The organism is Sphingomonas phyllosphaerae (assembly GCF_029623345.1).
Lineage (GTDB): Bacteria > Pseudomonadota > Alphaproteobacteria > Sphingomonadales > Sphingomonadaceae > Sphingomonas > Sphingomonas phyllosphaerae_C.
Window position 1 is genome coordinate 25,465 of sequence record NZ_JAPYKH010000018.1, and the last position, 25,502, is coordinate 50,966.

Annotated in this window: 21 protein-coding genes and 1 pseudogene; 10 read left to right on the top strand and 12 right to left on the bottom strand. The window is 63.4% G+C overall.

Features of this window, described 5'->3' with window-relative positions; all coding sequences use genetic code 11:
* Window positions 1–234 precede the first annotated feature (234 nt).
* Complete coding sequence (locus QBJ89_RS15440; protein WP_277981369.1) at window positions 235–1,524, top strand: glycosyltransferase; 1,290 nt, start codon at window positions 235–237, stop codon at window positions 1,522–1,524.
* On the opposite strand, the gene QBJ89_RS15445 is transcribed toward QBJ89_RS15440, so the two are convergent.
* Complete coding sequence (locus QBJ89_RS15445) at window positions 1,459–2,565, bottom strand: glycosyltransferase family 4 protein (protein WP_277981370.1); 1,107 nt, start codon at window positions 2,563–2,565, stop codon at window positions 1,459–1,461. The two genes, QBJ89_RS15440 and QBJ89_RS15445, sit on opposite strands and share 66 nt — an antisense overlap.
* A gap of 132 nt (window positions 2,566–2,697) precedes the next feature.
* Here QBJ89_RS15445 and QBJ89_RS15450 point away from each other — a divergent pair, with 132 nt between their 5' ends.
* Complete coding sequence (locus QBJ89_RS15450; protein ID WP_277981371.1) at window positions 2,698–3,717, top strand: glycosyltransferase family 2 protein; 1,020 nt, start codon at window positions 2,698–2,700, stop codon at window positions 3,715–3,717.
* Window positions 3,718–3,795: 78 nt separating this feature from the next.
* Here QBJ89_RS15450 and QBJ89_RS15455 read toward each other — a convergent pair.
* A protein-coding gene (locus QBJ89_RS15455; protein ID WP_277981372.1) for an IS5 family transposase occupies window positions 3,796–4,553 on the bottom strand; the annotation gives its coding sequence in 2 pieces (ribosomal slippage) (window positions 3,796–4,220 and window positions 4,220–4,553; 759 coding nt in all).
* 1,006 nt (window positions 4,554–5,559) lie between these two features.
* On the opposite strand from QBJ89_RS15455, the pseudogene QBJ89_RS15460 reads away from it, so the two are divergent.
* The 3 genes and pseudogenes from QBJ89_RS15460 to QBJ89_RS15470 form a co-directional block, all read left to right on the top strand.
* A pseudogene (locus QBJ89_RS15460) lies at window positions 5,560–6,175 on the top strand (transposase); the annotation flags it as partial.
* 204 nt (window positions 6,176–6,379) lie between these two features.
* On the top strand, window positions 6,380–7,360 hold the full coding sequence (locus tag QBJ89_RS15465; RefSeq protein ID WP_277981373.1) for a catalase family protein: 981 nt from the start codon (window positions 6,380–6,382) through the stop codon (window positions 7,358–7,360).
* Window positions 7,361–7,441: 81 nt separating this feature from the next.
* Window positions 7,442–8,203, top strand: a complete 762-nt coding sequence (locus QBJ89_RS15470) for an SDR family NAD(P)-dependent oxidoreductase (protein ID WP_277981374.1) — start codon at window positions 7,442–7,444, stop codon at window positions 8,201–8,203.
* Window positions 8,204–8,481: 278 nt separating this feature from the next.
* On the opposite strand, the gene QBJ89_RS15475 is transcribed toward QBJ89_RS15470, so the two are convergent.
* On the bottom strand, window positions 8,482–11,109 hold the full coding sequence (locus QBJ89_RS15475; protein WP_277981375.1) for a TonB-dependent receptor plug domain-containing protein: 2,628 nt from the start codon (window positions 11,107–11,109) through the stop codon (window positions 8,482–8,484).
* Window positions 11,110–11,209: 100 nt separating this feature from the next.
* Here QBJ89_RS15475 and QBJ89_RS15480 point away from each other — a divergent pair, with 100 nt between their 5' ends.
* From QBJ89_RS15480 to QBJ89_RS15500, 5 genes are all read left to right on the top strand, one after another.
* Window positions 11,210–11,947 carry an ABC transporter ATP-binding protein gene (locus QBJ89_RS15480; protein WP_277981422.1) on the top strand — a complete coding sequence of 246 codons (738 nt, stop codon included), beginning with the start codon at window positions 11,210–11,212 and terminating at the stop codon, window positions 11,945–11,947.
* Window positions 11,944–13,383, top strand: coding sequence for an ABC transporter permease (locus QBJ89_RS15485; protein WP_277981376.1), 1,440 nt, complete (start codon window positions 11,944–11,946; stop codon window positions 13,381–13,383). Before QBJ89_RS15480 ends, QBJ89_RS15485 begins: the two co-directional genes overlap by 4 nt.
* Window positions 13,380–14,639, top strand: coding sequence for a DUF3526 domain-containing protein (locus tag QBJ89_RS15490; RefSeq protein WP_277981377.1), 1,260 nt, complete (start codon window positions 13,380–13,382; stop codon window positions 14,637–14,639). The genes QBJ89_RS15485 and QBJ89_RS15490 overlap by 4 nt, the downstream gene beginning before the upstream one ends.
* The gene (locus tag QBJ89_RS15495) at window positions 14,632–15,327 is read left to right on the top strand and encodes a class I SAM-dependent methyltransferase (RefSeq protein ID WP_277981378.1); all 696 of its coding nucleotides are present in this window, start codon (window positions 14,632–14,634) and stop codon (window positions 15,325–15,327) included. Before QBJ89_RS15490 ends, QBJ89_RS15495 begins: the two co-directional genes overlap by 8 nt.
* 530 nt (window positions 15,328–15,857) lie before the next feature.
* Window positions 15,858–16,055: a hypothetical protein gene (locus tag QBJ89_RS15500; RefSeq protein ID WP_277981379.1), complete on the top strand. Its 198-nt coding sequence runs from the start codon at window positions 15,858–15,860 to the stop codon at window positions 16,053–16,055.
* Window positions 16,056–16,199: 144 nt separating this feature from the next.
* On the opposite strand, the gene QBJ89_RS15505 is transcribed toward QBJ89_RS15500, so the two are convergent.
* The 9 genes from QBJ89_RS15505 to QBJ89_RS15545 all read right to left on the bottom strand — a co-directional run bounded on the left by QBJ89_RS15505 (window position 16,200) and on the right by QBJ89_RS15545 (window position 25,478).
* Window positions 16,200–17,699 (bottom strand): recombinase family protein, encoded by a 1,500-nt coding sequence (locus QBJ89_RS15505; RefSeq protein ID WP_277981380.1) that lies wholly within the window; start codon window positions 17,697–17,699, stop codon window positions 16,200–16,202.
* Window positions 17,700–18,508: 809 nt separating this feature from the next.
* Window positions 18,509–19,225, bottom strand: a complete 717-nt coding sequence (locus QBJ89_RS15510; RefSeq protein WP_277981381.1) for an IS6 family transposase — start codon at window positions 19,223–19,225, stop codon at window positions 18,509–18,511.
* 184 nt (window positions 19,226–19,409) lie between these two features.
* On the bottom strand, window positions 19,410–20,222 hold the full coding sequence (locus QBJ89_RS15515) for a class I SAM-dependent methyltransferase (RefSeq protein ID WP_277981382.1): 813 nt from the start codon (window positions 20,220–20,222) through the stop codon (window positions 19,410–19,412).
* Between the two features lie 131 nt (window positions 20,223–20,353).
* Window positions 20,354–21,547 carry an L-dopachrome tautomerase-related protein gene (locus QBJ89_RS15520; protein ID WP_277981383.1) on the bottom strand — a complete coding sequence of 398 codons (1,194 nt, stop codon included), beginning with the start codon at window positions 21,545–21,547 and terminating at the stop codon, window positions 20,354–20,356.
* Window positions 21,544–22,311, bottom strand: coding sequence for an NAD(P)H-dependent oxidoreductase (locus tag QBJ89_RS15525; RefSeq protein ID WP_277981384.1), 768 nt, complete (start codon window positions 22,309–22,311; stop codon window positions 21,544–21,546). The genes QBJ89_RS15520 and QBJ89_RS15525 overlap by 4 nt, the downstream gene beginning before the upstream one ends.
* A gap of 255 nt (window positions 22,312–22,566) precedes the next feature.
* Window positions 22,567–22,986 (bottom strand): ester cyclase, encoded by a 420-nt coding sequence (locus QBJ89_RS15530; RefSeq protein WP_277981385.1) that lies wholly within the window; start codon window positions 22,984–22,986, stop codon window positions 22,567–22,569.
* Between the two features lie 110 nt (window positions 22,987–23,096).
* On the bottom strand, window positions 23,097–23,660 hold the full coding sequence (locus tag QBJ89_RS15535; protein WP_277981386.1) for an SRPBCC domain-containing protein: 564 nt from the start codon (window positions 23,658–23,660) through the stop codon (window positions 23,097–23,099).
* Window positions 23,661–23,709: 49 nt separating this feature from the next.
* A complete protein-coding gene (locus QBJ89_RS15540; protein ID WP_277981387.1) occupies window positions 23,710–24,471 on the bottom strand; it encodes an enoyl-CoA hydratase/isomerase family protein in 762 nt (253 codons plus the stop codon).
* Between the two features lie 224 nt (window positions 24,472–24,695).
* A complete protein-coding gene (locus QBJ89_RS15545) occupies window positions 24,696–25,478 on the bottom strand; it encodes an NAD(P)H-dependent oxidoreductase (protein ID WP_277981388.1) in 783 nt (260 codons plus the stop codon).
* Between the last annotated feature and the right edge of the window lie 24 nt (window positions 25,479–25,502).

Sequence of the window (25,502 nt, forward strand, 5' to 3'; positions counted from 1 at the left end):
GGCCTACCCTCGAGCGGGATCAGAGTGGGTAAGATTTCTGGTCACCTCGAGGCTTCAGCCTAACAATCAAACCGAAATGGTTGGATATGTTTTACCGATGCACGGCGCGGCAGAGATCACGAAAAAAGGCTCGAAAAATTGTCTCTGTTTGAACCGATCTGCATCTAAGTGCCCTTGTCGGCGGCTCGCAGGATGTGACAGGTCGATTACTTACCCGGGGGGGGAGCTTAGGGCATGGCCGGATCGGTCGCTTACTTGATTAACCAGTATCCGAAAGTTAGTCATAGCTTTATCAGAACGGAGGTGCTGGCCCTCGAGGCGCAAGGCGTCGCGGTGGAGCGCTTCGCCGTCCGCGGCTGGGACTCGGAGATCGTGGACCCGCTTGATCAAGAGGAACTCGCACGGACGCGGTACCTTCTGCGCGGAGGCGCGCCACCACTCGTCTTGGCGGTCGTTCGCGCCGTGGTCCGACGACCGCGGCGATTCGTCACCGCCCTCAAGATGGCTTGGCAGCTCTCACGCGGTGGTGAGCGGGGCTTCCCCCTGCACATGATATACTTGGCAGAGGCCTGCCTGCTACTGCAGTGGATTGGCGCGCTGCGTCATGTCACTCACGTCCACGCGCACTTCGGCAGCAATGCCGCCGTTGTCGCTATGTTAACACGAACGCTGGGAGGTCCGTCCTACAGCTTTACCGTTCACGGACCGGAGGAGTTCGACAAACCACTGCAATGGAAGCTTCGCGAGAAAATCGCAAACGCTGCATTCGTCGTCGCGATCACTAGCTACTGCCGCAGCCAATTGTACCGCTGGTCAGCCGCTTCTGATTGGGCGAAGATCGAGGTGGTTCATTGCGCGGTGGATCCACGCTTCACCGATGTCGAGATTACCAGCCCGCCAGCGACCGACACGATCGTGTCGATTGGCCGATTGTGCGAACAAAAGGGTCAGCTTCTCCTCATTGAATCATTGGCTGTGCTGCGAGAACGCGGGGTGCGCCCGCGACTGGTGCTGGTGGGCGACGGCGAGATGCGCTCCACGATTGAGCGCGCGATCGCCGCAGCGCGGCTCGAAGAGCAAGTGGTGCTAGCGGGCTGGGTCGACGCGAGCGGAATCAGCTCCCTCCTTGATGGCGCGCGCGCGTTGGTCTTGCCGAGCTTCGGCGAGGGACTTCCGGTGGCGATCATGGAGGCGATGACGCGCGGCCGTCCTGTGCTCTCCACCTACATCGCGGGCATACCGGAGTTGGTGCGTGACGGCGTCGATGGTTGGCTGGCGCCGGCCGGAGACGTCGGTACGCTCGCAGACTGTATCGAGCGAATCATGCTGGCATCGCCCGAGACGCTGGCGGAGCTAGGCTCGTCTGCGAGGGCTCGTGTCATGGCCCGGCACGTTCCGCTTCCGGAGGCAGCGAAGCTGGCGCGCCTCTTCCGAACCGCCGCCGAGCAGACGCTGGCATCACCGACTCCGACGCCGCTCCACAACCTCGTGGAAGAAGTCGCGGTAGCGCGCGGCCACGCTTGACCAACTGTATCGCGCCGCGTGAGCGCGGCGCGATGCGGCGGCGTCATTGTCACCCGCGGCGGCGAGCGCTCTGGCGATCGAGCCCGAAAGAGCGGCTCGATCTCGACTATCGCAAAGGAACTGATCGTCACCGACAACCCACCGGGTTCGAGGGCTGTCGTGGGCAACGACAGGCAGCCCGCTCGCCATCGCCTCAATAAAGACGTTCCCGAACGGCTCGTCGAGCGACAGGTGCAAGAAGGCGTCGCAGGAGCGATACAGTGTCGGCATCTCAACGGCAGGTGCGATGAGTCGCGTGAAACGCCCTGGCATCAGCGTACCAGCGAGATTATCCACTTCGGCGCGCTCCGGCCCGTCGCCGGCGCAAACGAGATGCACGTCGGGCAAGTTGGCTACCGCGCGAACTCCCTCGTCGACTCGCTTGCTACCAATCAGCGCACTGACCATCAGCACCACCGGCCCCTTCGCCGGAAGACCGAAGCGCGCACGGTGTGGCTCACCAGGAGAGAAGCGGTCGAGCGCGACACCGTTCGGGATCAGAGCCGCGGGCCATAGCGCCCTGCCCGCGTCGTAGTAGTCGGGATTGATGCAAACCAGACCGTCGCATGCGAAGAAGCGATACTCGCTGTTGCGCGCCCGCACCGGCCAATCGCCGTTCTGAGTAACGAAAACATGCGCGGGGCGAGGGCCCAGCGACGGTCGGCGCAGCGCCCAATGAACGAACGGGAAGGAGCAGGCGACCGTCACATCATAGTCTTTCGGCCGGTACTGCCGCAGCAGACCGGGGACGAAGCTAGCTTCCTCGTAGGAGGTGTCGTCTCGAAGCGCGGGCAATCGCGGTAGAGCTTCGAAGCGCGCGCGCGACACCGCGCCCGCGTGCAAAAAACGATACGGCGTGCCCGGTCGTGACGCGCCCGATCCAATTAAAGTCACCTCGTCCCCGCCGCGGACGAGCTCGTTCGCAATAGAAATGACCGCGACTTCTGCCCCGCGCTCGATTCGATGCAATCCGGGGAGAGCGAACAAGATCCTGAGCGTCATGCCGCCACCCACCCGAGGGCATAGCGCCGACACAAGCGACAGCCACAATCCGGCACAACTATCAAGACAGGAGACATAAACAGGACCTTGGGTGTCGGGCGCCCCCAATGGACGAGAGACGTTGGGTCGCTTATGCGTGAACCGATGAACGAAGCAAGCATTGGCGTTGTCGTGATTGGCAGGAACGAGGGGGAGCGTTTGCGCGCGTGCCTAGCATCGGTCGCGTCCGTGGCGGGGCGTATCTACGTCGACTCGGGTTCAACCGACGGCAGCACGGCGTTAGCCAGAACGTTAGGCTTCAACGTCGTCGACCTCGATACAAAGCAGCCGTTCACTGCGGCCCGCGCGCGCAATGCTGGCATGGCAGCACTGCTGCACGATCACCCGCAGCTTGACTTCATCCAAACAGTTGACGGCGACTGTGTCATAGATTCGGAATGGCTGGCTGTCGCGAGTGCCGACATGGCCGTCGACGCGCGCCGAGCGGTCGTATTCGGCCGCCGGCGGGAGCGGCGACCGGAGGCGAATGCCTACCACGCCGCCTGTGATGACGAGTGGAATGTCCCACTAGGCGAGGTAAAATCGTGTGGAGGTGACGCCCTGCTCCGGGTTACGGCAATTCGTGAGGTGGGCGGCTATGACGATTCCCTGATCGCGGGCGAGGAGCCGGAAATGTGCCTGCGCTTGCGGGAGCGCGGCTGGCGCATTTGGTCGAACGGCGAGGAGATGACGCTGCATGATGTTGCGATCACGTTGATGAAGCAGTGGTGGCACCGCTCGCGGCGGACAGGCTACGCCTTTGCGGAGCTAGTCGACCTGCACAAAAGCAATGCAGATCCAAGCTGGCGTCGCTTACTGCGTAGTAGTCTTGGATGGACAGCGATCAACACCTTGGCATTGACGGGCATCCTCGTTGCCATCTTTGAGGATGGGACAGCAATCAAGGCGGCAGCACTCGTGCCGGCCATAATCTCAGCGATTCAGCTGCTGCGTATGGCCAATAGCAAACGGCACAGTATGGGGTGGATCCGCTCGGGTCAGTGGTCGGCACTGATGATGATTGCCAAACTTGCCCAAACAGCCGGCTGGCTTAGGTACAAGCAGCAGAGCAACACTGGCGCTCGCTCAGCGCTTATAGAATATAAAACCTAGCAGCTTGCCCTTTTGACAATTTGCCGTAATCACTGCCCAAATCTTCTGGTGCTTCGCTCTAGGGTCAGGACTCGTTGATCACAGCCAGAAGATGACAGTGGCAGCGAGCGCGACCGCGGAGAAGAATGCGGTTGGGCAGCGGTCGTAGCGGGTCGCGACGCGGCGCCAGTCTTTGAGGCGTCCGAACATGATCTCGATGCGGCTACGTCGCCGATAGCGCCGCTTGTCGTATCTGACCGGCTCGTTGCGGGATCGCCGGCCCGGGATGCAGGGCTGGATGCCTTTGGCCTGCAGAGCGTCCCTGAACCAATCGGCGTCGTAGCCGCGATCACCCAGTAGCCACTGCGCTTTTGGCATATCATCGAGCAGCGCTGCCGCGCCGGTATAATCGCTGACCTGGCCCGCCGTCATGAAGAAGCTCAAGGGTCGGCCGTTCGCGTCGGCAACGGCATGGAGCTTGGTGTTCATGCCGCCCTTGGTGCGGCCGATCAAACGGCCGAGATCCCCCTTTTTACCCGCAGGCTCGAGGCCGTGCGGTGCGCCTTCAAGTAGGTGGCGTCGATCATCACCGTCTTCGGCTCGGCTCCCGCCGCCGCAAGCCCTTCCATCATCCGCGTGAACACGCCCGCCGCGCCCCAGCGCTTCCACCGGTTGTAAAGCGTCTTGTGCGGCCCGTAGGCGCTGGGCGCATCGCGCCACCGCAGCCCATTGCGGTTCACGAACACAATGCCGCTCAACACTCGTCGATCATCAACGCGCGGCTTGCCGTGGCTCCTGGGAAAGAACGGCCGCAGCCGCTCCATCTGATCGTCCGTCAGCCAAAACAGGTCGCTCATCCGGGTCTCCTTGCAGAGCCTGAATCAGATCGCGACGCTCACATCAATGGGTCCTGACCCTAGCAAGCTCCTTCAAACGAGAATACCTCTGACGCAAACCGCCTAGCGTCACGATCGGAGCAGAAGGTAATTCTAATCCAGCCTTTTTTCTCGCAGCTGAAAAGACGCCAGCTACTGTCAAGGTGGACTCCACGAGCGCTTTTGCTATTAAATATATCCGCTGCCGTAAGCACACCAAGCTCCTCACGCTACATAACCGTTGCCTTAAGCCGACTAGTTAGTGATTCACGTAAATTAGCTTGGTTAGTGCGGAGTTGACCTTTTTAAGAGCAGCCATCCCGGCTCAACGGCCCGATTTCCGATTCCGGTCCCTCATTCATCTAAGTCCCCGCGCCCTCTTGGAACCGCGTTTAGCTTAGATAAGTCGATCTAGCCGTCTGACCGCGCAGGGAGTTCGCCGCGCCCGCGCTGCTATAGCAACAGCGGCCACCTCGCCCGGCAGCTTCCAGGGATCCTTCACTTGATACCGAGACGCTAGCGCGGTATCACGCTCCTTAAAGATCGCCCAGTGCCCCGCGGGGCCTTCACTCATTAGGGCCGCGGGTGCGTCTGTGCTTCAAGCGGAGCGTCGCACCCCAGCCGTAGCAGCCACGTTACGCAGGCCAGCGCGACGCAAATGGCCACGAACAGAAGGACGAGAAGGCCGAGGACGGCCTCCTTGAAAATAACCATGGATAGCCCCCACTAGCCCCCGCTAGTCGGCCACTCACTCCCATGATTTAGCCTTCGATCATAGAGCGCTGCGTCTGCTTTGTCTCCAGATGGGACTGGTCAGCAGGAGCGATCACAATGTGAGGGGGGCCGGGGCTGCGACGGCTGGATGGTTGGAAACGACGGTGCAGCCTGTCGGCCGGTTCAGATTGGACGACTGGCATCTACAAAGCAGGGATCAAAGGCCCGTTGAGAGGCGAAGCATCTATGTTGAGAAGCTGATCTCAATCGAGCCGGCACTTCCGCAGGAGAGGCACATGTCCCTGTTCTCAGATCTACGGTTCTCGCCGATAACGACGACCTCGGCCGGATCATTCGGCCGCTGCTCGAGGCTTGGCACGCCGTTCGCCATCGAGCCGAGGAGCTGGGACGCAAACTGCTGGCGGACGCCCGGCGCAGCGATGCCTACCAGCTGCTTATGTCCATTCCCGGCGTCGGCGTCCGGCCCGCCACTTCGATCATCAGCGCGATCGAGGACCCGACCAACTTCAAGCGGTCGCGATCTGTCGGCGCCTGGGTCGGACTGACCACACGGCGCTATTGATCGGGCGAGATCGACTATGACGAACATAACTCCCGACGTGGCGACAGCCACGTGCGCGGCCTGCTCTACGACGCCGCGACCGTACTGCTGGTGCGGAGCCGATCCGAGTGCGACCTGCCCAAACAGGAGCTGCAGCTCCGCGAGCGGCTCGGCTTCGAGCGCGCTGCGGTCGCCGTAGCGCGCAAGCTGCGTCACCATGCACACCATTCTGGTAGCCGGCGAACTGTTCCAAAAGACACGCGCCTCAGCCTTACACCCGAGCTCGTCCGCGTCGCAAAGCGCTGCGAGACGTCCTGCCAGGACGTAGGCCGACCCACTCCGCGACGCTCGTTGCACCCACCGCCCTAAGGGCACCGGAGTGGTGTTGTCAAAGCAACCGGACCCAGCGCGAGGAAGCCGGATTTTAACCCCGTTCGCTTGCTCGATGGCAGGCGAACGAAGACAGTCCCGAAACCAGCTCGAGAGAGTTCGCAGCACTGACAGCCTTAGGATAGTATTGAAGCACCCTACGATGCACAAGCCTCCGGCCACCCGCGGAGCCGGTGCGTTTGGTTTGACAGAGCCTGTGATAGGCCAGCTCACTGTCGCGCCCGGGCTGCCGCCCGAACTCGCACAGGGCCTGTTCGCGGAGCCGGGCACGTTCGATGTCGCCGTCCGCTTCGCGCAAGGACCCGGTGAAAAGCTTGGCGACCGTGTCTCGACCGATCGCGGCATGTCGATCAAGGTGTTCGGCGTCGAGGGCGCCAAGCTGCCTGGCCATGACGCACCGACGCAGGACTTCGTTCTCGCCAGCGGGACAACCTTTCCGGCGGGGACCGCCTGGGGCTTCCTCTCGCAAGCCAAGAAGATAGGCTTGACGGTTCCCATGCCTGAGGGAGTGAAGAGCGCGGCCGCCTCTGTCGCTCACAACATCAACAAGGTGCTGAACGCCGTTGGTGCGGGTCCAAGCCCGACGCTGGACTTCTATGGCCCCCCCTTCAGCCACCCGCTGGTCGAGGAATATTTCAGCCAGTGCCCGGTGCGCTACGGCGACCATGTCGCGAAGATCGGGGCCTTTCCCGTTTCAGCCGAGCAACATGCGCTCGCCGATTGGCAGCTCGACCCGCATCAGGATGAGGATGGCTTCCGCCATGCCGCGGTCGATTACTTCGAAGGCAACGACGCAGTGTTCGAGCTTCGGGCGCAGCTGTGGACCGATGCCGGGACGCAGCCGATCGAGGACACCTCCGTCGATTGGCCGACAAGCGAAAGCCCATATTGTACCGTCGCCACGATCCGACTGCCGCGGCAGTCGGCCTATGGTCCCGACCGCGTCCGCTACTTCGACGAGGTGATGACGTTCCGCCCGGCCCATAGCCTTGAGGTCCATCGCCCGCTGGGCGGCGTGATGCGCGCGCGCATGCAGGTCTACCAGGCGCTCAGCGACTTCCGTCACCGTGAGAACGGCGTCGCCGCCGCCAACACCGCTACCATCCAGGACATTCCAGCCTGAGCTGAACACCAGTCCTGACGACAGTGAGAGGACAATCATGAAGCTGCAAGGCAACCACGACGCTCAGGCGGGGAATGCATAATGGCGCGCTTTTCCAACAAGGTCATCGTCATCACGGGTGCCGCCTCGGGGATCGGTGAAGGGGTCGCGCGTCGCTTCGCTGAGGAAGGCGCAACGCTGGTATTGGGCGACATCGACAAGGCCGCGCTCGACAAGCTGGCGGGCGAACTGCACGGCACAGTCGAAACCCGCGAGACCGACGTGTCCGATCACGCTGCATGCGAGACGCTCGTCCAGGCGTCGATCGATCGCTTCGGTCGGATAGACGTGCTGGTTAACGACGCGGGCGTCGATCATCTCGGCAAAGTCGATGAAGGCGACTTCGCCGAATTCACCAAGGTGATTGAGACCGACCTCTACGGCGTCGTTCACATGAGCCGCGCGGCGATCCCCCATCTGCGCCAATCGAAAGGCTGCATCGTCAATGTGTCGTCGGTGTCCGGGCTGGGCGGCGACTGGAACCATAGCTTCTACTGCGCGGCAAAGGGCGCAGTGAGCAACTTTACCCGTGCGCTGGCGATGGACGAGGCGAAGCACGGCGTCCGCGTCAACGCGGTCAACCCGTCGCTCACCTACACCGCGCTGACCGCGGGCATGAAGGAGCAGCCCGAGTTGATCACCAAGTTCGAAGAACGCATCCCATTGGGCCGCGGTGCCGAGCCCGCCGACATTGCGGGGGTAATCGCGTTCCTCGCGAGTGAGGATGCGCATTTCGTGACGGGCGTGAACCTGCCAGTCGATGGCGGCCTTACTGCCTCAAACGGGCAACCGCCGCTGTCTTGATGGATGTGAGGCGGGCCCTCGCGCCCGCCCAATATTCGGGATGTGAGCATGCCCCTGATGCCAGATTCATTTAAGGGCAAATTGCTCAAGCCGATTGATTCACGTCGCAGCAATTTGACCCAGATACGGTCACTCAGACCCTCCTCCCCGCTTCTCCAAACCGGACGCTCGTTCAGGTCAATTTCCGATAAGCAGCCAATCGCCCTGGCCGTTGGGGCTTCGTCCGCAGACTCGGGAGCCTGTTGCAACGGCTACTTTGAACCACCGTTGCCGAGAAGCTAGAGGCTCATCCCGGCACGGATGAACACGGTTCGTCCGTTGAAGCCGAAGGGCGAGATCGCATTGTAGGGCTGCGTTCCGGCATTGTCTGCGCCGTTTGTGCCGGCCGCGACGCTGGCCACGGTGGAGGCGATGTTCTCGTCAGGGTAGATGCTAAACAGGTTCTGCGCGCCCGCGCTGAAACGAAGCGCAGGCGTCGCCTGCCACGACAGTTCGATGTCCGTCAGCACCTTAGCGCCGAACTTCTGGACGATGTCGACATTGGCCAGGTTCGCCGCCGCTGCGACACGCTGCGTATCGTAGCCCGGCGTCAGCACGTCGGCGCGCGCGACGGTCACGTTCGTTAGCGCCACCGTCGACACCTCGCCGTAGCGCGTACTCGTCACCGACAGCATCACCCGCCCACGCGTGTAGTTGAGGTCCAGCGTCGCCTTCGTCCGCGGCAAACTGTCGGAGAAACGCAACTGCTGCGTCAGGTCGAACAGCGGCGTGGTGATGCCCAGCGTGGCGAGCGGCGCAGGCGTTCCGGCGATGCGGTCGAACGCAGTCTTGGTGTAATTGCCGGCCAGCGTGCCGGTGAACAGGCTGCCGTCGTCGAACCGATGGCGAGCGTTGACGACGAGGTCGACGCCCTTTGTGTCGGTGTCGACTGCATTGGTGATGTAGGAGATCGCGCTGAAATTGCCTGCGCCGCGGCTGGCGAGAAAGGCGGTGAGCCGTGCATCCTGGAACGTGGACGAGATGGCGATGCGGTCGCGCAGCCTGATCCGATAGGCATCGAGCGTCGCCGTCACGCCGCCTCCTTCGAACACCAGCCCGGCCGAATGATTGTTCGACCGCTCGGGCCGGAGGTCGGTCGCCCCCACCAGCCGCGCCGCCGCACTGTCAACCGCCGCGACCCGGACGATCGCCTGCGTGCCGTTGAGGATGAGGGTATTGGAGGCGTTGTATCCCTGCTGTGCCAGCGCCGGCGCGCGAAACGCGGTGTTGTAGGAGCCGCGAAGCGCGAGGCCGCCGACGAGGCCGAGGCGACCGGCGACCTTGTAGTTGGTCGTCGCGCCGAAATCCGAATAATGCTCGTGTCGCACCGCGGCCTGAAGCAGCAGGCGATCGAGGAAGGTCCGTTCGACCTCGCCGTACACGGCCCAGCTGCGCCGCGAGACGCTGGCCCGGTCGTCCGGTCCGGCGCTGGGCCCCGGCTGGGCGCCGATCGGTCCGACACTGCCCGCTGCCGGCCCGTCGACGATGCGCACGCCGCCGTCGCGGAAGCCGTCGATGTCGCCGGAGAACAGGCGATAGGTTTCCTCCCGATATTCGGCGCCGATTGCGATGTTGACCGGCGCGCCATCGCCGATCGGAATGGCGCGGGTGAGGTCGAGATTGTTGGCCCACTGGTAGAAGTCGGAGCCCAGCCGGTAGAAGCGCCTTGGCGAGGCCGCGCCCAGGGTCACGTTGACGCTGTTGTCGTAATGGAGGTCCTGCGTGCTGACGCCGTAGACGCTCGATACGTCCCAGCCGAACCCTGCGAGGTCGGTGCCGCGAAGCCCCGTCGCAATCGAGAAGTTTTCCAGCTGCGAATCGAGCACCGGACGGTAGCCGTCGGGATAGAAGGCGCGCAGCGTCTCGTTCTGCCCGGCCCGGCGGAAGAAATATTCGATGTCGCCGTCCAGTCGGCTGTAGCCGCCGAACGCGTACACCTCGACGCTTTCGGAGGCGGGCGCGACGAAGTTGGCGAACAACTGCCTGTTGAGGCTGGGCTGGTCGCCGAAGCGAAAAACATTGCGGTCGATCGTCGCCTCGCGCGGATCGAGCGCGCCGTTCGCGGGCGTCAGTCCCGTGCCCGAGCCGTAATTGCCCGAGATCGCGACGGGACGCCCGGCGGCGTTGGTGCCGAAGTACTGCTGCCGCGTGTCGAGCCGCGAGCGGTTGGTGCCCTCCCCTTTCTGCAGCGATGCTGTCAGGCGGAAGGCGCCGTCTGCGCCGACGCGCACGCCCGACGAGATGCTGGCCTCTCCATAGGCGCCGTCCCCTGCCGTGGTGATGCCGCCGGTCATCTGCGCGCGTGTGCCGACCGAGCGGTCGAGCATGAGATTGATAACGCCCGAAATGGCATCCGACCCATATTGCGCCGAGGCGCCGTCGCGCAGCACCTCCGCCCGTTCGAGCGCGAAGGAGGGAATGGCGTTGAAGTCCACCGACACGTCGCCGCGTCCGACGCCGTTGGAGGCGTTGAGGTCGGACGACGTGTGGCGCCGCTTGCCGTTCACCAGCACCAGCACCTCGCCCGGTCCCAGCCCGCGCAGCGACGGTGGCTGGAGATAATCGCCGACGCCTGATCCGAGCGGGCGCGGCGTGTTGAAGCTGGGCACCTCGACCTTCAGCTGCTGGATCAGGTCGACCCGGCCGCTCTGCTGCAACTGGTCGCGCGTGATTGCGTCAACCGGCGTCGGAGAGTCGGTCGCGGTACGCCCGCCGAAGCGGTTTCCGGTGACGATGATCTCATCCTGCTCGGTCTCGATCGACTCGACCGTGTCCATCTCGATCGGCGCCGCCCGCGCGTCAATCGGCGACGCGGCGAGCGCCGCGAGCATCGCGGTCGCGGCGAGCCGCTGATCCGTCCCTGTCACTTAAATCCCCTGTCGATGCGGCAGATCGATCGCGAACCAACACGATCGCATGTGCGATGTGATGTTGCATCGTATCATTATCGTTGGCAAGAGGAGCCGCATGACTGGACAGCACGCAACCATCCACCTTCGTGATGTGACGCTCGCCTATGGCGACCACCTCGTCCTTAACGGTCTTACCCTCTTAATCGCGCCCGGCAGCGTCACCGCGCTGCTCGGCGGCAACGGCGCGGGCAAGTCGACGACGCTGTCGGTGCTGCTCGGCTTCGCCAAGGCGGAGGGCGGCGAGGTCGCGGTGTGCGGGATCGATCCTGCCATCGACCCCGATGGCGCACGTCGTAGGATCGCGTACCTGCCGGAGAATGTCGCGCTCTACGAGCATCTCACGGCGCGAGAGAATGCCGAGTACCTCCTCGCCCTGTCCGGAGAGCGTCAGGACCGCGCCGCTATCACCGGCGCCCTCGCGGCGGCGGGGCTTCAGGAGCGGGCGTGGGATCAGCGGCTCGGCAGCTTCTCCAAGGGGATGCGGCAGAAGGTGGCGATCGCCGTGGCGCTGCTGCGCGAAGTGCCGGTGCTGCTTCTCGACGAGCCGACCTCGGGCCTCGATCCGCGTGCCACCGCCGACTTCAACGTACTGCTGGCCCAGGTCCGCGATCGCGGTACCGCGGTGCTGATGGTCACCCACGATCTCCTGTCGGCGACCGATGTCGCCGATCGGATCGGCTTTCTCGAAGCCGGCCGCCTCGCCGACGAGGTCGCCGCGAGCGGTCCCGATCGTTTCGACCTGCGTGCCCTTCACGCCCGCTTTCAGGTCGCCACTGACAGGCTGGCCGCGTGAGCGCGGCGACGCTGATCGCGCGCGACGAGCTCCGCCTCCTGCGCCGCAACCGCGTCGCGGTCATCGCCACGATGCTGTTGGTGCTGCTCACCCTGGTGGCGGTGGCGACCAGCTGGGCGCACCAGCGCGGCATCGCCGACCTGCGCGACCGTCAACAGCACGGTGCGGAAACCGCGTTCAAGGCGCAACCCGATCGCCATCCGCACCGCGTCGTCCACTACGGCACCTTCATCTTCCGGCCGCTCGGCCCGCTCGCCGCTTTTGATCCCGGCGTGGACGCATTTACCGGCAATTCGATGTTCCTTGAGGGCCATCGCCAGAACAGCGCCAATTTCGGCGACGTGCGGCAGAGCTCGCTGCTCGTGCGCTTTGGCCAGCTCACGCCCGCCTTCGTGCTGCAGATCGTCGCGCCGTTGCTGCTGATCTTCCTGGGCTATGGCGCACTGGCCCGCGAGCGGGAGCGCGGCACGCTGCGGCTGCTGATGCTGCAAGGAGTCTCGCGCCGTTCGCTCGTCGGCGGCAAGCTCCTCGCGCTCGGCACCGTGGCGCTGGTCGCGGGGCTGCCGGCGATGATCGGCTTCGTGGCGATAGCGAGGCAACCCGGCGCGCTGGCACTGCCAATGCTCATCACCGCGGTCGGCTATCTTGCTTATCTCGCCTGGTGGACGGTCGTCATACTGCTTGTCTCCGCCACGGTCCGCCGCAGCCGCGACGCGCTGCTCGCGCTGGTGGCGCTGTGGGCGGTCACCTCGGTGCTGCTTCCCCGCGTCGTGCCGGACGTGGCGAGTGCGGCAGTGCCCTTGCGCAACCGGCTTCAGACCGACGTCGCCATCGCGCGGGACCTGCGGCAAATGGGCGACAGCCACAATCCCGCCGATCCGCACTTCGCCACCTTCAAGCAGTCCGTGCTCGACCGCTACGGCGTGGACCGCGTCGAGGACCTGCCCGTCAATTACAAGGGCGTGGTGGGGATGGAAGGCGAGCGGCTGACGTCCTCGCTGTTCGCGCGCTATACGGGCGAGAGCTACGCAGCGCAGGATCGGCAGATCGCGCTGGTCGATGCGGCGGGCATCCTCAGCCCCACGATCGCGGTCCGCGCGCTGTCAATGGCCGCCTCGGGGACCGATTTCGCCGGCCACCGCCGCTTCCTGGACCAGGCGGAGGCGTACCGCTACGCGCTGGTGCAGCGATTGAACCGGATGGAGGCGGAGGACGTCAGCTACGCCGACGACATCGCCGAAGATGCAGGGGCCGATCGCCGCAAGCGCGTGGCGGCGACGAACTGGTCCGCCATGCCCGACTTCTCGTTCGCGCGCGCGAGCGGCAGCGATCTCGCGCGTGGCGCGTTGCCGGGCCTCGCCATCGTCCTCGGCTGGCTAACCGCCGCAACCATGATGCTGGCGCTCGCCACCCGCCGCTTGGGAGCACGCCGATGAGCCTGCTCCGCTATGAGCTTCGCCTTCTCGTCCGCCAGCGGCTGACGATGTTCGTGCTAGCGGTGCTGACCTGCCTCACCGTCGCTGCGCTCGCCGCCGGCATGGCGGAAGTCGCACGCCAGCGTGCCGCCATCGCCGCCGTCCCCGCTGCACAGGCGGAGGACATCGGTGCCGTCGCCGCCTGGATCGACGCGAAGAAGGACGCAGGCAGCGCCGCCTATTACAGCTTCCATCCGACGTGGAACGCGCCGGCGCCGCTCGCCTTCGCGGCAATGGGGATGCGCGACGTTTCCCCCTACATCCTGCGGATCCGCGCGCTGGGGCTCGAGGCGCAGATCTGGGACGGCGATACCTTCAATCCCGAGCTCGCATTGCCGGGCCGCTTTGACTTCGCTTTCGTGCTGGTCTTTCTGGCGCCGCTGTTCGTCATCGCGCTGTTCCACGACCTGCGCTCGGGCGAGCGGGAGGCGGGGCGCGAGCGGATGCTCGATGCCCTGCCCGGCGGGCGCGGGCTGTGGCGCCGACGGGCCGGGCTCAGGCTCGCGCTGCTCTGCGCCGCTTTGGCGGTGCCGTTCACCGTGGCGGCGGCGATAGAAGGCGTGGCGCTCGGCACGATCCTCGCCGTGCTGGACGTCATTGTCGCCTATCTCCTTTTCTGGTCCGCAGTCGCCGCACTGGTCGGGCGGCTACGCTGGAGCTCGGTTGCCAATGCCGCGACGCTGGCGGCGACCTGGCTGGTGCTGGTGCTGATTGTGCCAACGCTCGCGAACGTCGCCGTCAACGCCGCGCTGCCGGTGCATCAGGGCGCGGAGATCGCGATGGCGCAGCGCGAGGCGGTGAACCAGGCCTGGGACATCCCACGCGAGCAGACGATGCGCCGCTTCTACGCGCGTCATCCCGAATGGGCGGACTCAGCGCCGCTCGGCCCCGCCTTCCACTACAAATGGTATCTTGCCTTCCACCAGAACGGCGACGAGAGCGTCGCGCCCCGCGTACGCGCCTATCGCGCGGGGCTGGAGGATCGCGATGCCGCCAGCCGCGCGCTCGGCTGGGTCCTGCCCTCAGTCGGCGTGCAGGCGCTGCTCACCCGCCTCGCTCGGACCGACCTTGCCGCACAGCTGGCGTATCAGGACCGCATCCGCGCGTTTCACCGGCGGCTTCGCACGTTCTACTACGGCTATCTCTTCCGCGACCGCTCCTTCGCCAAGGCCGATTTCGCGCGAGCCCCCCGATATGAGGAAGTCCCCAGTGGCTGACGCAAACCAGACCTTCCTCGACATGTTTGCCGATCCGGAGCGCGTCGCCGCTTATGCCAAGGGTCCGCCGCGCTACATGCCCGGCTACGAAGCAGTCCAGCGCATGGCCGGCGTGCTTCTGGCCGAGCAGGCGCCCGCGAACGCGCACGTGCTGGTACTCGGAGCGGGTGGCGGGCTCGAGCTGAAGGTCCTGGCGGAGATGCAGCCGGCTTGGCGCTTCACCGGCGTCGATCCCGCCGGAGCGATGCTCGATCTCGCGCGGGCGACCCTTGAAAACCATGCCGAGCGGGTCGAGCTAGTGGAAGGGACGATCGACGCCGCCCCCGCCGGACCATTCGATGCCGCCACCTGCCTGCTGACTCTCCACTTCCTGCCGAGGATGGAGCGCGTGCGCACGCTGGCCGAGATGCGGCGCCGGCTCCGCCCAGGCGCCCCCTTGGTCGTGGCGCACGCTAGCTTCCCGCAGGACGAGCCGGCGCGCAGCAGGTGGCTCGCCCGTTACGCCGCCTATGCGCTGGCATCCGGCGCCGATCCGACGGAAGTCGAACAGGCGCATACGGCGGTGGCGAACAGCCTGACGCTGCTGACGCCGGAAGACGACGAAGCGTGCCTGCACGAAGCGGGCTTTGGCACGATCGAACGCTTCTATGCCGCGTTCACATGGCGAGGTTGGGTCGCAAGAACCTGAGCAGCCCGGGTAATCGAGTGCGAGCATCGACTCCTAAGAACGGCCTTCGATCTAAGGCCGCTGATCGCGCCAGACCGCAACATCTTTGCCCGGCTACTTTACTCCCCGGCTACATCTACGATGTCTCGGTTGGACAAGCCGGTGTCCTCATCGTGAAGATAGCGGATTAGCTCGTCCACTTCGGCTGGGCCGTAGCTGAGATCGAGCGCATCCATTTTGATTGACGCAAACGAGCGCTCGTCCTGCGGCATGTCCTCTACGATCGCTACGCATTGCTCAGCGAGCCCTGCAAGAGAGGCTGCGAGGTGGGATTGCCGTTGTCATCGCTGACGTAAGCAGTAGCAGGCTCGCTCAAAGGGTAGGTCGCCATGCCAGATCTCCGATATGTCCGCGAGGAACCTGCGTGCCGAGATGTAGGGCTCAGACCGGCAGGTCCGCAAAAGCGAACTTGCCGGGAAGAACGATGGACCAAGCGCATCGGGCCCGACCGAGGACGCCAGCCGTTCAGCTCCTCCGATAGGAGATGTTACATGGTTGATCAGGCCGAACGCGACGACGCTAACGATGGCGGCGCCAACGATCCCGGTGAGAACGGCGAAGACAGGGACATCCTCGGCAAGGAGCAGGAAGATCTTAACGCCGAGGATCTTAAGGGCGATGGCCGCACCGAGGATGACACCTCTGACCTGCCCGAGGCGGAGACCAAGTACCTAGGTGATTTCGCGTAGGTCATCCCCTTGCTCGAATGAGACGGAAGTTGAAATGGCTGCGCCGCCCCATGAGGATGGTGGCCGGCGCAGCGTATCGGCTGGTCTAGACCCGACAACTGTCACCTACCGATAAGGAATAAGGGTCCGTTGAACGCGAAGCATCTATGTATGGGATCTGATCTCGATCGAGCCGGCGCTTCCGCATGAGAGCGTGCATGTTCCTGTTCTCAGATCTACCGTTCCGTGACTGAACATGCGCCGCAAGGCAGCGTTCGTGTTCACCCTTGTGCGCGACGTGGACAGACCGGTCGCGGCGGCGCTTACCAAGGTCGAGCAGTCATTCATCAGGTACCGCCGGCCTAGATGTGTGGTCATGTAGTCTGCCAAGCTTGGCCCTTCGCCGATCCGGTCGGGAAAGCGTTGGGCTATATCGCTGCGAAGCCGGTCGTTATGCAAGGAAAGCGCCGCATTGCCGAGCAGTCGATAAGGAGCGCCGCGTGAATTCCGCCAGCCGCCGGGATCAGTGTTCCTGACCCATGAGATACCCTCGGCGGACCATGGGCCAAGGTGAGCAAGCGCTGCGCTTTCCAGAGCAGCATACGAATGCTCAGGGGCGTCACACCGATGTGCGATGCTAGCTGCTGCGCAGACAAGGGCCTGTTGTCCGCCTTCACCGATGGGTCTGTGCCGAACGTCGGCACCGCAGTCGGCGCATCGCAGCAGATTAGCGAAGACGTTGCGTTTAGCCGCGCTCCCTCCGCGGCGCCGATTACTACAGATGGACCAAACCTGAAGGAAGACCTCGGGTTCGATGATCCTTGGAAAGTAGCCACCGACGACACCGATGGGCAGCCGGTTTTGCACGTTGCGTTTGTAAACAAACTCGTAGAGCGGAAGCGCGCCGGTAACCCGGCGATTGTTAATCAAAGCCGCGATCGTGGTGCGTTCCCAGGGGCCGTTGATGCTCCAGCGCGGCACCTGTTCCTCGTTGAGCGCCTCAGCAATCAGCTGTGGTGGCTGTCCCTTCTCCGCGTCGGTGAAGATGCGCTTCAGCAGCTCCGCCCGCTCGGGGATCGGAACAATGCGTCCATCCTCAAGGGTTAGCCATTCGGGCAGTCTGGTGCTTAGAACCTTGGACGCGACGGCTTCACGTTTCCGCGTCCACGCTTGGCGCGCGCGCATCGACTTGGTGGCGCTCTCCTCGTTAGCCCGTATGAACACAAGCAAAGCGTAGATGAGACCTAGCGGATCGTCGGATAGGCTCTCCTCGGAGTAGAGCCGATTGTCCGCTAGCGAGACCACGTTGACGCCGGACACAACGAGGTTCGTGAGAATGGCTTGCGCTCGAAGAATGTTGTCACGGCTGAGCCGGTCCAGGCTCTCGATCAGTAGGAAGCTACCCTCTGGGATCTGACCGGCTCGGACCGCCTCAAGGAAGCAGGCCAGCTCGCCATGAGCGGCGTTTTTGCCGCGAAAGCCCGAGACGCCCAGGTCGCGATAGGTAAGCTCCTCGTCTAGGCGCAGACCGTGCTGCTCGGCATAGGCTCTCGCCAACGCAGTCTGCCGTGCGAGGCTGTCGCCGTTCGCTTGCGAGGGACTGCTAAATCGTTGGTACGAATAAGCTCTGATCGGCGCTTGTGCGACCTGTCTCGCCAACCTCATCCTCCGCAGCTGATTGGCGCTTAGATGCAGGTTAACTGCTCTCGTTTGGCAATCCCCTTTGTGCCGCCTTTGCTTCTAGCAGGTAGGAGGGCGATGACTGAGTATGCGGGGGCTGACATATGCTGATCGATGATCCCCTTTGCCTTCGGCGTGAAGCTGACCTCTGTCGTCGGATCGCCGGTATGTTCGGGCAAAGTCCTGACGCAGACCGGCTGAGGCTTGAAGCTCTCGAGCATGAGATGCGAGCTGACAGGGTCGTACGGCATAGAAGAGACGCGCAGATCGCAGCGCAGCGAATGCGCCGTGGTCGCTGATCAAGCGGGCTGAACATTCAACCCACTAAGCCGGTTCCGGCCGCGATCGAGATGCTGGCGAGCGCGACTAGCGCCAGATATGCCGAATCAGCAAGCTATTCACCGGGCTAGTGCGTGCGGAGGGTCGTGCTCTCATCTTCTCTCCTGATCGACTAAGCGTCGTTGGGTGCGAGAACATCGCGGAAGAGCGATCGATCCACCGACGCGCCCCACCGTCAAATAAGCGTTCTGCCCAGTCCGCACGCATATCGTCAGCTCATAACCCTGATATGTGCGGGCGGTGAGCGCATCATCCTCGCGCTCGACCGAGACAAAGCAGTCGGGGCTGGTGGACGCCGACAACTCCGCTTTCCAGACCACCGCATCGCCCGGCTCTGTCAAACCAAACGCACCGGCTCCGCGAGCGGGCGAAGGCTTGTGCAGCGCAGGGTGGTGCTGTCAATCTAATGCGAACTCGTCTCTACACGATGCAACTCGCCCCCGGCTCGCGTCGGATCAGCTGACGAGCGCCTGCCACTCAGCCAGCGCCGCGGAGCGGCGCTGCTTGTAGGTCTGGCGATCGACGAGGTGGCGTTCGTGGTTGAAGTGGTTGTGGACGTTGGCGTGGACCGAGGCGAATTTCTGTAAGGTCCGCATCTGCCGAAACCTCAACATCGCCCGCTCTCGTCGCCTAAACGGCAGGTGCGAGTTCTCCACCCGGTTGTTGGCCCAGCGGCCAACCTCCTGCTTCTCGCGCGTGCCGAGCTCGGTCAGCGCGGCACCGTAGGAGCGCAGACCATCGGTGGTGATCGCCTCAGGCGAGCCGTGGCGCTTGAGCGCCCTCTTCATAAAGGCGAGCGCCGCTTTCTTGTCACGGGTCTTGGTGACGTAGCTCTCTAGAACCTCACCCTCGTGATCCACCGCTCGCCACAGATAGACCATTTCGCCGTTCAGCTTCACGTACATCTCGTCCAGGTGCCAGCGCCAGTGACGAAAGCCGCGCATCCGGTTGACCCGCTGGCGCCGCACCTCACCCGCAAACAGCGGACCGAACCTGTTCCACCATAGCCTCACCGTCTCGTGGCAGATGTCGATCCCGCGCTCGAACAGCAGGTCCTCCACGTTCCGCAGCGAAAGCGGAAAGCGCACGTACATTAGCACCACCAACCGGATCACCTCGGGCGACGAGTTGAAGTAGCGAAACGGACTGGCTGGCTTGCGCGGGCGGGGCATGCCCCTCTCCTACCCCGCCCGTTGCCGCAGGTGCATTAGCTTTGACAGAGCCATTCCGTGACTTCCGAACCGGCCGCCTCCACCACTTCGGTGCCATAGGCCATGGGGATACAGCCAATGACGGTCGGCTGCCGTCCTGTCGCCGACGCCTAGGTCGTGGGAGTTCAGGGATGACAGCGCCCACTCAACTTGGTTTGCGGAAGCGGTAAATGATGCGGTCAGTCTTGCCGCGGATCGCGGGATCGAGCGACAGCTTCGAATGGTCATCGGCGGGGTTGCGCAGCAGATCGGACTCGGCTTCAAGCTTGAACCCCGCATGTTCGAAATCCGCGCGGAGCTTCACCGGGTCGATGCGGTGGAGCTTTCTAACGACATCACGTGTGTCGCCGCCGGGCGCGGCGACGTGATCGACGACGCCGACAATCCCGCCTGGCTTGGTCGCCGCGAAGATTTTGGCGAGGAACGCGTCCGGGTCCATCCGCGGAAACTGGAACTGTTCGTTCTCCCAATAGGTGTCGTGGTAGACGAGGTGCATCAGCACGAAGTCGAAGCTCGCAGGGTCGAGTGTCAGATCGGCGGCGGTGCTCGAGATCAGGCGGACATTGGGAACGCGCGCGACAAGGCCGGCGAAGTTCTTCTTGCCTGCATCGTCGAGCAGATTGGCGGGCTCCCACGCGACCACCGCACCCTTGGGACCGACCGCGCGGCCGATGATCTCGGCATAATAGCCGACGCGCGTGAACGGGGCGGTGGTTCCGGTGAACAGGTCAAGCGCGCGGTCACCCTGTTCTAGCCCGAGAAACTTCAGCACCTGGACGGGCTTGCGGCTTTCGTCGAGCGCGACCGAATCGGCCGGCCTCCCCCGCGCGGCGACGGCCGCCCGCACGTCGGCGGGAGCAGTTTGGGCCGCCGCCTTCGGCAATGGCGCGGCGAGGATCAGCGACAGCAGGAGCGGTCTTAAAATGCGCATTTGGTTTTCTCCGATGGTGCCGGTCACTGGATGACGAGAATGCCAACCGTCTCAGTCCGGAATCATGACCTTCCTGAAGGTCTTCCCGGGCTTGATCACGCGATCGGCTCGCCTGGTTTGGCGCGCTCGGTAAAGAGCTCTGTTCATAATTATGTGTGTCAACGTGCGCTAAGCTCATCGCTGTTGTGAGGAGGTGGAGCATCAGCAGGGTTGTCACCAGTGGGAACCGGAAGACTGAACATCAACCAAGGACGTTTCACCCGGTCTTCACCGCCTGCAAATAGCGGCAAACGATTGAGTTGGGTGGCGGTAACGTAGAGCCTACCCCTCCCATCAACAGACGGTGCGATTGGCCAGATCAGTTCCGGATCGCGCGCCAGCATCCGGGTCCCGCCGTTCGGGGTGCGGAGACGAACCGCGCTATTTTCCGCATCGGTCATGAATAGATTGCCGGTCGGATCACGGCACATGCCAGCGATCCACGGGCGATCAAAGGTAAAGGCGACCGTTACGCGGGCCGCGATCGCGGCGTCATCAAGGGATGGGTCCTTCAATACGGAAACGGGAACCGCGAACATCCGCCGCCCGAATAGACAGCAGAAATACAGGGTCTCGCCATCAGGAGCGATCTCCAGCAGATCGTTGTGGATGTAAACTGGCTTTCCGTCTCGCTCTAGCCTGCGTCCTTCGATGATAGGTACGTCTTCCGGTCGGCACCGCATGAGAGGATGGCCAGAAAGTATCTTGCGGGAGGAGCCGTCACGTAGATCGACGATAACGAAGGCTCCGGTCTTCGATTCAGTCAGGATCGCGTGATCGCCGTGAATGCGCAAATGACCAAAGCGTTGGTTTTCACCCATGACGCTCCCGTCGAAGCCAATGGTACGCACCACCTGATCCGACGCTAAGTCTATCTGCACAATCTTCGCAGCCCCCCAAATTCCTTCACCGAAACCCGGTGCTGCGGCATCCACAACCCAGAGGTTGCCGCGAACGTCGGCGAAAATACTGTTGATGTCGACAAATCGCTTCAGCGGCTCGTTTTGACCATCCCAGCTATTCCAGCGATCACCAGGAAACGGTCTATGGCTGCCGTCGACCGCGATTTCGACAACGCCCGGCGTTGGACCGATCCAGGCAGGGATGCTTGCAAACAGCCTTCCTCCTGAAAAGACGGCTCCATTCCAAGCTAAATCCGGTGCTTGGGCAATGAGCTTGAAGCGTGAGGCGGCTTCCTTTGCCAGACCAACGCTGGGTAATGCCGATGTAACTGCTCCCATCATTGTCGTCGTCACCACATCCCGCCTGGTCATCGCGCGAGCCGCAGAATCATTTTCAAAGCGATGGATCATTTCACGTGCGCGACAAGGCCGATCTGGCCCGGCGCAACGTGGTCGGCCATGGTGTGGCGATCGGGGAAGTCGCCGCCATTTTGCGACCGGAAGGGGATGGGCGTGTCGGTGAACAGCCCAGCGAGACGCTCACGCCATGCTGCCTTGATCGCCTCCAGTTCTTCCGCGGTGGAGACATGACCCGCGCCATAGACCGCGTGCGTCGGGAGCACGTCCATGCCGGGGTAGAACAGCGCGCCATGGGTCAGCGGGAACAGCAGTTGCTCGATCGGCCCGTTGATGCCCCGTGGGCCATAGTCGGCTGCTGGGCCGCCGGCCTGCACGTTGACCAGCGCTCGCTTGCCTTTGAGGATGCCCTCGCCAAAGCGGAACTCGTTGGAGCCGTTCTGATAGCCGTAGGCGAAGCCGAAGGCATAGACCCGATCGATCCAGCCCTTCAGGATCGCGGGCACGCCGTACCACCACAGTGGAAACTGCAGGATGACAGCATCGGCTTCGAGCAGCTTCTGCTGCTCGGCGGTCACGTCAGGCGTCTGGTGCCCGTTTCCGTAGGCATGGCCTGACTCCATAATGAACGACAGCCGTTCGGAGTTGTCGCGCACCGGAAAGTCATCGGCGTCATAGACCGCCTTCCACTTCATGCCGTAGAGGTCCGAATGGACCACGCTGTGCCCCGCTGCCGACATCGTCTCATCGGTCACGTCGACAAGCTGCCGCGTCAGCGAAGTGGGTTCCGGATGGGCGTAAACGATAAGTACCTTCATGGTCCAATGCCTCGGATGGATGCGATTGCAGAACTTGAGGACGATCTTGCCGAAGTGGCCGCCAGCTCCTGTAGCTGAAAGGCATCGGCGAGCAGGCATGAGCGGCCTATCACCGGGTATGCGCAGACGGCGGCGAGACGTGGACTAGGTCAAGCTGACGGTCGGCATTGCCGACAGTCAGCCGCCTTTTTGACTACAATACACTTCAGCCGGCGCGAGCGCGAAACCTACCCGTTGATGGATCAGCCTCTGCGATCAGCTGCCCGCTGGCACGGCACCGATCTGCTGCATCAACCCGAGGAGATCGGGCTGACCGCGCTCGCCGACGATCTTCCCGTTGGCCATGGCATAGAAGTTCATGGTTTGAATGGCGATCTGATTTCCGGTCGCCGGTACTCCGAAGAAGGTGCCGCCGTGTGTGCCACGCATCGTCCATCTTGCGGCGACCTTCTCACCCTCGACGACCAACTCCTCGAGCGTCCACTGGACGTCCGGGAAGCCGCCGCGCATCACCTCGACGACTTTGAGCCAGCCCGTCGGCCCCACGAGCGGTTCGCTTTGGAAAGGAACGTAAAATTTCGCATCCGCCGCGATGAGTTCCTGACCAAGCTTTCCGTCGGCAGTGTTGATGAACTGCGCGAAGCGGGGCATGAAAGTATCGGCTACGTCAGACATGATGTTCTCCTGAATGGTATGGGTGATGTCTATCCCCGGGCGATTAACCGTGGGCTGCCCGAGCCTGGACTGGCGATCTTTGAACAGACCGCCGTCGTTGCTTTTGGCTTCTAGCGGCCGTCGCCGCTTGTGCCGCGAACTGCGGCAACCAGCCCGTCAAGCCATTCCTGATGACCGTTGAGCATGGAATTCGGCACGGTCGTCGCCAAGTCCTTGGCCGGCGCACCGTTCTGCGTCTCCTGGGTCAGGATGCGGACACGCCCCCCCTCCAAGTCCTCGATCAACCAGGCGTGGTGTACGTCCAGGCGGCCATCGCCCTCGCCGCCCCAACCGTGCCAGCCAACCCGGCCGGGCTGGTCGCCGGCCGGGGCGACGTACTCCACTACCTCGGCGTTGATCAGGAAGCCGAACGTATCGAACGAGAAGCGGCGGCCGAGTGCGAGGGCTGGACCATCGCCGTTCGGGAAGCGCACGTTGGCGCTGTTGGCATAGTAGCTCGGCCAGCGCGTCGGCTCGGTGAGGAACGGCCAAATCTCGGCAGCGGTCAGCCCGGCGACGATGGCCTCGTTCGTGACGAAATTATCGGTGTAGCCGGGGACATAGCCTTGCGGCCATTCGATCGCGTTCATCATCGTATCTGGCTCCTTGGTGTTGCGTATTTCGTCGTTGAACATCGCCGCCGGGGTGGGCGGCCGACGCTGGCAGAATCAAAGCTCCGCCCAATCAGGCTCTCTGCGTCCTGGCGACCTCGAGAGCGCTGATCCCCTCCAACGCCAGCCCGTATCCGACGCCCTCATCGATGATGCGGCGGAGCTTATGTGTGAGGGCGATGCGGGCATAGCTGGTCGTAAGGTTGGGCAACGCGGCGAGCGTTTCCGCGATCTCGTGGGCTCGGGGCAGGAGCGCTTCTCGCGGCACGACCTCGTTGACGGCGCCCCACTCCTTGGCGGTGGCAGCGTCGAGCTCCTGCCGCATCAGGATGAAGTACCTGCCCCTTACGCTGCCGATGACCTCGGGCCACATGAGGTTCACGCCGTCACCGGCCGTCACCCCCATCCCGAGGTGCGGCTTGTCTTGAAAGACCGTCTCTGGCGTCACCAGGACGATGTCGGTGAGAAGCACGTATTCGGAGTGAATCCGCGTCGACCCGTTGACCGCCGAGATCATCGGCACCTCGATGTCGAGGATGTTCATGAGGACCTTGCGGCCGTCCCGGAAGATCTTGTTGTATCCCTGCGGGGAAAATTCGATGCCGTCCGCGGAGAACTCCTCCATGAAGGTGTCGCCGGTGCCGGTAAGAATGACGACCCGGTTGTCCGGATCCTGCCCAACGTCGTGGAACAGGTCCACGAACTGCTCGTGCGTGTGGCCGTTGAAGACCAGGCTATTCCCGTCGGTATGGAGCGCGATCTCGAGGACGCCAGTGTCCGATCGCGTTAGCCGGGCATTCGGAAATCCGTCGCGGTAATCGCTGAAGTTGGTCATGCCCTGCTTCTTTCATCCCTCTTCAGATCGTTGCGCGCACATCTTTGGTGTTGCCCATCAGGTCCGGTCGATGCCGGCGACTGCGGACGATCAGCCCTGAATGCGCTGCGGCCGTGACCTAGGCCCGGCCTCTGGCACGTCGCCCGCCCCTCCGGTCGGCGCGTCGACAATAGGAATCTCGCCGTCGCCGGGCGGCCCTGACCGCCCGGCATCGGTGTTGATCTTTATGCGTCGTTCGGATCGGCAAAGTGCGCGACGAGGCCGGTCTGGCCCGGCGCGACGTGGTCGGCCAAGGTGTGGCGATCGGGGTAGTCACCGCCATTTTGCGACCGGAACGAGATTGGCGTGTCGGTGAACAGTCCGGCAAGACGCTCACGCCATGCTGCCTTGATCGCCTCCACTTGCTCCTGCGTGGAAACGGCCATCGTGCTATGGACCGCGTGCGTCGGGAGCACGTCCATGCCGGCGTAGAACAGCGCGCCGTGAGTCAGCGGGAACAGCAGTTGCTCGACCGGCCCATTGATGCCTCGCGGGCCATAGTCGGCCGCCCCGCCGCCTGTCTGCACTTCGACCAGCGCTCGCTTCCCCTTGAGCGCGCCGTCGCCGAAACGGTAGTTATTGGTGCCGTCCTTATAGCCGAAGCCGAAGCCCCAGACGAAGACCCGCTCGATCCAGCTCTTCATGATCGCGGGCACCGAGTACCACCACATCGGAAACTGAAAGATGACAGCATCGGCCGCGAGTAGCTTCTGCTGCTCGACCGCAACGTCGGACAACTGATGCCCGCTTTCGTAAGCGTGGCCGCCCTCATGGATGAGTGACAGACGTTCGGGGTTCACACGCTTTGGGAAGTCATGGGCGTCGTACACCGCCTTCCACTGCATACCGTAGAGGTCCGAATGCATGACGGTATGTCCCGCTGCCGACAACGTCTCAGCGGTCACGTTGACCAACTGCCGCGTTAGCGAAGTGGGTTCGGGGTGCGCGTAGACGATGAGAACCTTCATGATGATCCCTTCCTGTTAGTTATT